At 62.6% G+C, this 8993-nt stretch carries 14 protein-coding genes; 9 read left to right on the forward strand and 5 right to left on the reverse strand.

Features of this window, described 5'->3' with window-relative positions:
• Positions 1 to 666 (forward strand): hypothetical protein (locus EOA24_RS41645; protein WP_189353987.1); only part of this gene is annotated, 666 nt, incomplete at its 5' end.
• A 480-nt stretch (positions 667 to 1146) separates the two neighbouring features.
• Here the strand turns inward: EOA24_RS41645 and EOA24_RS17855 are convergent.
• Entirely contained in the window at positions 1147 to 1689 is a 543-nt protein-coding gene (locus tag EOA24_RS17855; protein ID WP_126083405.1) for a J domain-containing protein, read from the reverse strand.
• Positions 1690 to 2326: 637 nt separating this feature from the next.
• Here EOA24_RS17855 and EOA24_RS17860 point away from each other — a divergent pair.
• A complete protein-coding gene (locus EOA24_RS17860) occupies positions 2327 to 2734 on the forward strand; it encodes a hypothetical protein (RefSeq protein ID WP_126083404.1) in 408 nt (135 codons plus the stop codon).
• 274 nt (positions 2735 to 3008) lie between these two features.
• Here the strand turns inward: EOA24_RS17860 and EOA24_RS17865 are convergent, their stop codons facing one another.
• Both EOA24_RS17865 and EOA24_RS17870 read right to left on the reverse strand, forming a co-directional pair.
• A complete protein-coding gene (locus EOA24_RS17865) occupies positions 3009 to 3374 on the reverse strand; it encodes an exopolysaccharide production repressor protein (protein ID WP_245463256.1) in 366 nt (121 codons plus the stop codon).
• A 265-nt stretch (positions 3375 to 3639) separates the two neighbouring features.
• Positions 3640 to 4449, reverse strand: coding sequence for a DUF1236 domain-containing protein (locus tag EOA24_RS17870; protein ID WP_127256188.1), 810 nt, complete (start codon positions 4447 to 4449; stop codon positions 3640 to 3642).
• A 223-nt stretch (positions 4450 to 4672) separates the two neighbouring features.
• Between EOA24_RS17870 and EOA24_RS17875 the strand changes: the two genes are divergently transcribed.
• Together EOA24_RS17875 and EOA24_RS17880 are read left to right on the forward strand one after the other, a co-directional pair.
• Positions 4673 to 4978, forward strand: coding sequence for a DUF1236 domain-containing protein (locus EOA24_RS17875; protein WP_126083402.1), 306 nt, complete (start codon positions 4673 to 4675; stop codon positions 4976 to 4978).
• A 210-nt stretch (positions 4979 to 5188) separates the two neighbouring features.
• Positions 5189 to 5410 (forward strand): hypothetical protein, encoded by a 222-nt coding sequence (locus tag EOA24_RS17880; protein WP_126083401.1) that lies wholly within the window; start codon positions 5189 to 5191, stop codon positions 5408 to 5410.
• Positions 5411 to 5577: 167 nt separating this feature from the next.
• On the opposite strand, the gene EOA24_RS17885 is transcribed toward EOA24_RS17880, so the two are convergent.
• Positions 5578 to 5925: a DUF982 domain-containing protein gene (locus EOA24_RS17885; protein ID WP_126083400.1), complete on the reverse strand. Its 348-nt coding sequence runs from the start codon at positions 5923 to 5925 to the stop codon at positions 5578 to 5580.
• 271 nt (positions 5926 to 6196) lie between these two features.
• On the opposite strand from EOA24_RS17885, the gene EOA24_RS17890 reads away from it, so the two are divergent.
• From EOA24_RS17890 to EOA24_RS17910, 5 genes are all read left to right on the forward strand, one after another.
• Positions 6197 to 6496, forward strand: coding sequence for a DUF1236 domain-containing protein (locus EOA24_RS17890; RefSeq protein WP_126083399.1), 300 nt, complete (start codon positions 6197 to 6199; stop codon positions 6494 to 6496).
• 128 nt (positions 6497 to 6624) lie between these two features.
• Positions 6625 to 6834 (forward strand): hypothetical protein, encoded by a 210-nt coding sequence (locus EOA24_RS17895; protein WP_126083398.1) that lies wholly within the window; start codon positions 6625 to 6627, stop codon positions 6832 to 6834.
• 108 nt (positions 6835 to 6942) lie between these two features.
• The gene (locus EOA24_RS17900) at positions 6943 to 7194 is read left to right on the forward strand and encodes a DUF2934 domain-containing protein (protein WP_126083397.1); all 252 of its coding nucleotides are present in this window, start codon (positions 6943 to 6945) and stop codon (positions 7192 to 7194) included.
• Between the two features lie 385 nt (positions 7195 to 7579).
• On the forward strand, positions 7580 to 8029 hold the full coding sequence (locus EOA24_RS17905; protein ID WP_245467122.1) for a porin: 450 nt from the start codon (positions 7580 to 7582) through the stop codon (positions 8027 to 8029).
• A gap of 17 nt (positions 8030 to 8046) precedes the next feature.
• The gene (locus EOA24_RS17910) at positions 8047 to 8544 is read left to right on the forward strand and encodes a porin (protein ID WP_127258132.1); all 498 of its coding nucleotides are present in this window, start codon (positions 8047 to 8049) and stop codon (positions 8542 to 8544) included.
• 33 nt (positions 8545 to 8577) lie between these two features.
• Here the strand turns inward: EOA24_RS17910 and EOA24_RS17915 are convergent, their stop codons facing one another.
• Positions 8578 to 8787 (reverse strand): hypothetical protein, encoded by a 210-nt coding sequence (locus tag EOA24_RS17915; RefSeq protein WP_126083394.1) that lies wholly within the window; start codon positions 8785 to 8787, stop codon positions 8578 to 8580.
• Positions 8788 to 8993 lie beyond the last annotated feature (206 nt).

Below are 8993 nucleotides of genomic sequence, written 5' to 3' on the forward strand. Positions count from 1 at the left end.
GGCGGCAATGGCGGCAATGGAAACGGCGGCGGCAATGCCGGTGGCAACGGCAAGAGCGGCGCAGAGCACGGCAAGTCGGCTTCTGCTCACGGCCACAACAAGGGCACCGACGACAGCGCGACCGACGACACCACGACAGCCGCCACGCCGAAGGAGAAGAACCTTCACGCCAAGCTCGGCCGGCTGAACTCGCTGCAGCGCAACATCAACGCCTATATGAATTCCAAGAGCAAGAAGTTCGCTGGCATCCAGGCCTATGTGACAGCGGCAGCGGCAGCTCAGAACGCGCAGGCTGCGCTCGACGCTGCTAATGCCCAGCTGACCACCGACCAGAACAAGCTCGCCGATCTCACCCAGCAGCTCGCCGATCTCAACGCGACTGACACGACGGGCTTCACGCCCGAACAGCAGGCGGCTCTCGATGCGCAGATCACCGATGTGCAGTCGCAGATCGATGCCCAGAACGCGGCGATCACCGCTGACACCCAGGCGGTCGCGGATGCCCAAACCGCGGTTACCAATACACCCGCCCCGGACGACGCGACGTTGGACGCCGCCCTGCAAGACATGGCCAACAAGCCGGTCGACCAGGAAGTGACGGACTGGGCCAAGGGCGTGCTTGCCGACAAGATCGACCAGGCCGCCGCAGCGACGACGACGCCGTAAGTCCAAACGAACCGACCAGAGGGTGGACGAAACGCCGCCGGGCCTCGCCCGGCGGCTTTTTTGTCCGCACCGCCTCGGCGTGAAGCCGTCGGCGCGCCAGGCCGGGCCTATTTCGGCGGCGCGTCAGACCTCAGTCGTCTTGCCTTCGGCGACGCACGGCGCCTATGTCATCGTTGCGCTCCCTGTTCTTGCCCCTCCATGGCGCATGGTTCGGGCTCCGCTCCCCCCAGCGGAACCGAGCCCAGATATGGGGAGTTCAGGAGACGACAGTCGATTCCCCCGGGATGTAGCTGCTCCTTCATCGAGCCCGCCACTGGTTCAGGCACCAGTCGGCGGGTTTTTGATGCCGGCCGGAGCAGTCCGGCCGAGGGCAGTTCCGGGAAATGTGAACGCTCGGCCCGGCGGTTTCGCCGCAACCTTCAGCCTTGTCCGATCGAACGGATCCAACGTTTCGCCTTTTCCCTGAAACGGTGAAACGCTCTAATCGGCGTGATCGAGCAGGCGGGTGGCGTCCGGGCGGTCCCGGCCTTGTTTGCTCCCGGCGTGGTCGATGCCCTCGACCGTGATGGCGAACGTCCCGTTCTCGGTCCTGCCGATGAAGCCCTTCGCCTTGAGGTACCACAGGTGGAATTCAAGGTGCTCGCGCGGGCAGCCCGACAGGCGTTCGAGCTCGTCGTCGCCGATGCCCGGATTGTTGACGTCGCGCCGGCGCCGCACATAGAGAAGCGACAGCAAATTGGCCTGGATGACGGCATCCCTGTCCATGCCGCCGCCGTCGCGCGCGCCATCCGTGAGTTCGTGGCGAAGGCCCAGATGCTCGCGGTAGAGGATGTCGTACTGGGCCCGCTTGACTGGATCCCGCAGCGTATTGTGGGCCTCGACGATCTCGCTGAAGCGCGATTCATTCCCTGTTTCCCGATTATCGGGATGATAGCGCATAGCAAAATAGCGGAAAATCCGCTCGATTGTCTCAGAATTGGCGTTCGGGCTTATTTCCAGAACTTCGTAGTAGTCAGTGAACATGTAATCGTGCTTCCGAAATTACGGAAACCACTCCCCGAATCCGAGCATTGCCCAAATGCCGCGCGCTTGCAAGGCGCCATCGGGCCGGTTCCGAACGGGCGCAAATGCCCGCCGCAACTGCGCGAACTCGAGCGGATTCGGGACGCTGAAGCGCATGCTGTTCGCACGCCTGCCAGCGGGGAAGGGATGTCCTGGTCGGCGCACAGGTTCGCGGGCGCCCGATCGGCGAAAGGCCTGCTCTGCTGTGCGGATTCGAAGCTTGCGGGACTGATCGGCGATCGCGGTGGAATAAATCCCGCACTCCGCTACGTTAGGCATGTCTGAAATTCAGGTGGTAACCTGGATGGGAGCCGATCTCAAGCCCGGCTCCCTTTTTGGCTCTCCTCGAAAGAAGCGAGCCATTTTTTCGCGAAGCCGCCTCGCGGGGCTTTCGTCCGACGACTTCACCGACCTAAAGCGCGTCGCGATCCTTTGGCTTTGCTCATGCGCGTCAGATCTTTGGTTTACGCATGTCTTTATCCCCAAACAGGTTCCCACTTTCGGGAGACATGCTTTAGGTGCGCCATGGCTAATATGGCTGGCTAGATATAGACTTCACAGAGTCGGGTCCACAGAGGCATTGGGAGGGACAACAGAAATGCCACGGGTATCGGAACTCTTCTTCAAGACGGCCATCGTCTTTCTCATCCTGGGCATCGGCGCCGGGCTGCAGATGGCGATTTCGGGCGATCACGGCGCCTTCCCGGCGCATGCCCACATCAACCTTCTAGGCTGGGTCACCAGCGCCATCTTCGGTGGCTATTATGCGCTCAACCCGGCCAAGGCCGAGCGCCGCATCGCCATGATCCATTACGGCCTCTATACGGCCGGCATCGTGATCATGCTGCCGGCGCTCTACTGGATGCTGGCGGCAGGCCATCCGGAGATCGAACCGGTCGTGGCGATAGGCTCGCTGATCGTCGCCGCTGCGGTGCTGGTCTTTGGCTTCGTCGTCTTCTCGTCGTCGGAGACGGTGCGCTCGGCCTCACCAGCCGCGGCACGCTAGCTTGCGCGCGAGCAGGGGCTTCGGCCTGGACGGGCTGGAGCCTCCAACCAAAGAGCACGGCAAGACGGCCGTTTTGCATCGCGCCGAATAACCTTTGTTGCGGACGGGCGCTGGCGACAATGCCAAACTGATCGCGCCTCGGAAGCATGACGCGGGGCTGGCCCGGGCTCGCTGCTGCGCTCGAACAGAGGCGTGCAATGTGTCGGGCGAAACGGATTGCCGCCGGCTTCCGGGGAAGCGACTGGCCGGCCATTCGCGAGCAGGCTACGGCCGGCTAAGGCAACAGCTTCGGAAACAGCAGCGAGATGAGAGCGTGGATGATGCCGTCCCGCTCGAACGGGCCAGGCAATTTGGCGGGCGAGACGGCGCCGTCGCTCGACTTGGCCTCGTCGGTCACGCGGGCCTCGCCATGCACCAGCCACAGCACCGCCGCGAAGTAGCCGGCCTGCAGAATAACCGCGGCAAGGACCGTCCAGCCCAATGCCGCCCAGACCGATCCGGTGGACGCGAATGTCCAGCCGAGGACCACCAGAAGCGTCGCCGCCATTCCCACAAGAAACTGCGGAAAATACATTTGCCCAACCGAGCGCCGCGACCATGTCCAGTCGTCGACGATCTCGCCCATGTCTCTACCCGTCATGACCCTTGCACCTTTTCCGGGTGGACCGCAAGCTTGAACAATCTGCCCGGCGGCCTTGTCGCACCATTGTCCGCTCCGACAGGGACCAAGGGAGCAGGACTTCCTTGTAGCAACCGGCAATTGCGCCGGATCGTTCCATGGGCCCCGGCATTCAAGCAACGTCTCATGGAATGCGTCGGCCGCGCGAGCTGTTTTCCGGGCTGCGGCGGCACTCGGACGACAAAGGCCCGCACTGGCGGGCCTTTCTCTCGTGATGCTGTTCTTGTCAGGTCAGGATAAGGACGATCTTGTAAGTGTCCGGGTCGACAATGACGATGCGTCCGTCGGCCAGCACGAAATACTCGTAGTACTCATAGGCAGGCACGATCTTGACGATGCGGGCCGGCAGGCGGTGCAGCCGCACCTTATGCCGCGGCACCTCGATGCCCACCGAAATGTCGAAGCTGACGTCGCGAACCGGTTCCACCTTGGTCTCGTGGATGATCTGGGTAACCTGGGTCCTCTGCTCGACCGTCACATTGTTGATCGAGGCCGTCTTGTTCTGGTCGGTCTCGACATTGGTGTTGCCCTGGGCGTTCTGCTCGGTCTTGGTACCGGTCTGAGCGTTCTGGTCGGTGGTGCCGGCCTTGCCCTGGGCTTGCTGCTTCTTCTTCAACTGTGTGTTGTCCTGGGCATTCTGGTCAGTCTTCGTGCCGGTGTTAGTCTGAGCGTTTTGCTCCTGCATCTTGGTGTTGCCGCCTTGAGCGTTCTGCTCGGTGGTGGCGCCGGCCTTGCCCTGGGCCTGCTGCTTCTTCTTGAGCTGGGTGTTGTCCTCGGCGTTCTGGTCGGTCTTGGCGCCGGCCTGGCCCTGGGCCTGCTCATCGGTCTTCATCTTGGCCTTGCCCTGGGCGTTCATTTCGGGTTTCGATTTCGTCTCGCCCTGTGCCTGCCCGCCTGCCTTGCCGCCGGTCTTACAGTCGGCCTGGCCCGAGGCGCAGTTGGCATCGCCGCTGGGCTGCACGGATTCGGTCTGCGCCATCGCGGCGCCGCAACCGACGCCGAGTGTGATCATGCTTGTGATCAGCAGATGTTTCATGGGATTTCTCCTCGGAAATAGTCGGTCCCTTCGGATTGGGTAACCCGGGCCGAAATGCATTGTTCCGAAACAGCCGCGCCGCGCCGTGACGTTTCGCGGAGAACGCCGGCGGCGTTTTTTTGCCGGAACAAGGCTTGCCAGATGGCGTTACGCACAGTGCCTATCGGCTGTGAGATCGCAGGCGCAGCGTGAGAGGCAATCGATCCATGCCAAGGAGAAGATCATGAAAATGCACCTCACAACCGCTGCCGCGGGCCTGCTTCTTCTGACCGGTATCGGCGCCGCCGCCGCTCAGGACGTCATCATCCAGCCCGAACAGGAAACAGTCATCCGCGAATATGTGCACAAGCAGCCGCTGGCTTCGGTGAAGGTTCCGGGCGTCGAGTTGAACATCGGCAGCACGGTTCCCGATACGGTCGAGCTGCACGAAGTGCCGAACGTCCAATACCGTTACGTGGTCGTCGACAATCGGACGGTGATCGTCGATCCCGGCACGCGCAAGATCGTCCAGGTGCTCGATAACCGCTAGCGTACCGAAGTTGAATGACCCGCCGCCGGCTTGGGCGGCGGGCCGCCAACCGAGTATTATTTTGTTACCATGTGCTAACGGAACCTTCCCCTCGCGTTTGAGTTAGCGGCTCTGGATCTCAGCTGTCTCATCAGCAACACAAATGCATGGCAGCATAAATTCGGGCGGCGGCGAACAGATACGGGCGGGCCGAGGAGGAGTTTTACGAACATGTCGAAACGAGAAATCGGAACATCCCGTTCGCTCGGGATGCGCGTCGCCGATCTCAAAGCCAGGATGCGGGACGCCCGGATCACCGAGCACGAGATGAAGACCTTCCAGAAGGTCGCGGCCATCATGGGGGGCGGCGAGGGCTCCCTACGCATCGAAGCGGACGACCTGATCGCCGCGTCCTTCGTCACCGAGGCGCTGGGCGAGTCGACGGCGACCTGACAGCGGCCACCAGCCGAAGAGCCCCATCGATCCAGTCGACCGTCAGCCCCGGCGGCGGTCCGCAGGGCAAACGGACGCCAGACGGCTCCACTTGGATCTCGTCGGCCAGCTCCTGAAACCTGCAGGGCAAGCCCAACGCGCAGCGGCCCCAATGCGCACCGGCTCTGTCAGTGCGCCGGCCGCTGCAGCGCCCGGCTCTCGCGTGCCCGGTTGCGCCTGATCTTGGCCTCGCGCAGCACCGCGACCGGATCGGCCCCGGTCCACTCGATCCCCGCCTTCCTCGCGAAGATCAGGAACGCCTGGCGCGCCTTGTCGAGATCGATCTCGCCGGCCCGCGCCGCCTCGCAGGCGCGCAGCGCCCTTGCGTGGCTTTCGCCCCGCGAAGCCGCCGGCCATTCCTTGAGAAAATTCTGCATCCCGGTGAGCGAGGCGATCTCGCGCTTGAAGCCGGCGCCGACGGCGATCGCGATGGGGGCGCGAAGTTGGATGTCGCTTCTGATGTAACCTTCTTGCATGACTGCGGCGCCCTTTGGATTTCAAAGTCTTGGGGAGTTTCAATGCCTTCCAATGCAGAGCCGATGCGAAGGTTCCGCCACCTCAAATTAGTCGTCGCTGACGGAACAACACCTCGCCGGGGGCGTTTGCCCCGGGAGCTCAACTATTCGACTTGCCGATGTTTCCGCCCCGGGCGGTGGCAGGGCGGAGCTCGCAATACGCGATCCGGAGGATCGTCGTGAACCAATACGCGATCCGAAGGGATCGTCGTAAATCCAACAGGAGAGAAACATGAAAACCACCCTCATTCCAGCTGTCGCCGGCCTGGCTCTGATGGCCGGCATCGGCATCGCGGCCGCGGACGAGGTGATCGTCACCCCCGAGCAGCAGACCGTGGTCAAGGAATATGTCCACAAGCATCCGATCGCCTCCGTCAACGTGCTCGGCCTCGAGCTCGGCGTCGGCTCGACCGTGCCTGATACGGTTGAGCTGCAGGAGGTGCCGGACGTGCAATATCGCTATGCCGTGGTCAACGACCACACGGTGTTGATCGATCCCGGCACGCGCCGCGTTGTCCAGGTGATCCAGTAACATACGGCCCCTGAAGAGCCCGATCCTCCCGCCGAAGCATCGGGAGGATCGGGCTCTTCTCGCATCAAGGGAAAGCGCCTAAAATAGCCGCCGGTTTGGGAGGCAACGAAGCGGAAGGAGTCGTTGCCATGCATCATCCACACGTCGAATCACCCAGTATCGCCGCCATGGTCGACAAGCTGCTAGCCGAGCACAGGACGGGCCTACTGTCCATGCAGGAGGCAATTTCGCTGCTGCGGAAGCGCACCGGGACCGACCGCTCTGACGCGGATTTGGCCGGATTGATCACAAAGAAGGCAGCGCATCTCGGCATCGCGGTCGTCACCGACGGCCACTGAGCGAATTTGCCGCCTAAGTCGGTCGAATATGCGTGATACCGAAGACGCCGCGTCAAAATTCCGCTAGTGTTCGCGCCGGGGAACCCGTCCCAACCTTAGGAGGCGACAGTGACGGACGACAGGCACGAACGCATTCGCCAACGCGCGCACGAGATCTGGGAGCAGGCCGGCCGGCCCGAAGGTGCTCACGAAGAGCACTGGAACCAGGCGACCGCCGAGATCGACGCGGCAGGCAAGCCGAAGAAAGCTCCGAAGAAGGCGGCTGTCGCCAAGGTCGAGAAGCCGAAAGCCGCCAAGGCGGAAAAGCCCGCCAAGGCCCCCGCCAAGGCAAAGGCTGCCAAACCGAAAGCCAAGGCCTGAGCCGTTTGGGCGGTCGTTTGCCGCCAAGCCTCTTTCGATCCGCCGGAAGGTGAGGGCGCGGCCATGTCGGGCCCTTCGACGATCCTGAGAAGCGTCGCCGATTTGCAATAGATAGCGATCATTTATATTAGAAATTGTTAATGTATAGACTTGGCAACGAGAGAGGTTTACTGACTATCCCGAACTATCTCTGTGTCATCCCGGCAACACTGAGTGTGTCCCTTCAATATACCCAATAAAAGTCGGACTTTGGTCGGACCGGCCGCTTGACTCGCCGCGCTTTGCCATGCGTTTTTCCGCCGGGCTTTCAACTTGGGGACTAGGTATGCGGGGCATCAACCGTCTAATTTCGTTTGCGTTTCTGGCCGGAACAGGCGGCTGGGCCATGCCGGCCTTGGCTGACGAACCGCATCCGGTCGAATATGTGCGCGTCTGCGATCAGTACGGCACCAACTACTATTACAGCCCAGGTACCGAAACCTGCATCAATACCCAGACGGGTGAGACGCGTCGCGAAACCGACGGCGGCACGGTCGTCGGTAAGACCGCGCTGGCAAGCAAGGTCGAGGACATAGATCACCGCATCCAGCGTGCCTTCGAGGGTGCCTCGGTAGCGTCGTCGCTGGCCAGCCCGGATCTGAACAAGGGCGAGCATTTCGGCGTCCGCGTCAATTGGGGCAATGCCGGTCAGTCCAACGCCATGGGCATCACCGGAGCGGCGGTGTTGGGCGAGGGGTTCATGCCTGGCGGCAACGGTCGGTTGGCCGGCGCCGCGGCCGTTGCTTTCTCCGGCAAGACGGTCGGCGGCAATGCCGGCCTGCAGTTGACCTGGTAAGAGCGGCCGGGGGCATCATGTTCAGATATCTTCTTGCGCCGGCAATGCTCGGCGCGGCAACGCTCCTTGCGTCGCCATCCGAGGCTGCGGTCGACTATCTCAGGTACTGTCAAGCCTATGGCATCAATTACTATTACAGCCCGGGCACCGAAACCTGCATCAACGCCCAGACTGGCGAGACGAAGCAAACGGTCGATGATAGTGAGGGCGGCACCACGACGGTCACCGGCAAGACGGCATTGGCCGCCCATGTCGACGACATCGACAATCGCATCACCCGCGCCTTCGAGAACGCCTCGATCTCGGCCGCGCTCGCCGCGCCCGATCTCGCGCAGGGCGAGCATTTCGGCCTGCGCGTCAACTGGGGCAATGCCGGCGACGCCAATGCCTTCGGCATCACCGGCGCCGCCGTGCTGAGCGAAGGCTTCCATGGCGGCCGCCTGACCGGCACGCTCGGCATCGCCTTCGCCGGCAGCCAGGTCGGCGGCAATGCGGGGCTACAGTTCAGCTGGTAGGAAGAGGAAGAAGAGGGAAGGCGCCGCCGATCGCTAGCGCCCTCCCTGCTTGCTGGCGTATTGCGCGACCGCGCAGAGAAGGGCAAGCGCCGCGGTATCGCAGGCGGCCCGCGAGGGCGACGGGCCCTTGGCGAAAAGCACCGCATCCGCGACAGGAACCGTCAGTCCGTGCTTTCTGGCAAATGAAGTGACTTCGTAGGGCTGGTCCTCGGGCAGTGCGCCGATGTCGATTTGCAGTTGCATCAAACGTGTTCCTCCCTGGTATGCGTCTATTCCTCCTTCACCCGACAGGAATTAACGCCCGGCCGCTCACCCGCGTCCACCAATTGGCGATTGTGTGAAACGATGCATTTGCCGGGGCGATGAGCCGAGGGTTGCAACCGGCCGGTTGAGGGGTCTGCGGCGCGGGCTTCTTCGGTCCCCGCACGGGAAAAGGGAAGCCCTCACCA

The organism is Mesorhizobium sp. M2A.F.Ca.ET.039.01.1.1, assembly GCF_003998035.1.
GTDB lineage: Bacteria > Pseudomonadota > Alphaproteobacteria > Rhizobiales > Rhizobiaceae > Mesorhizobium.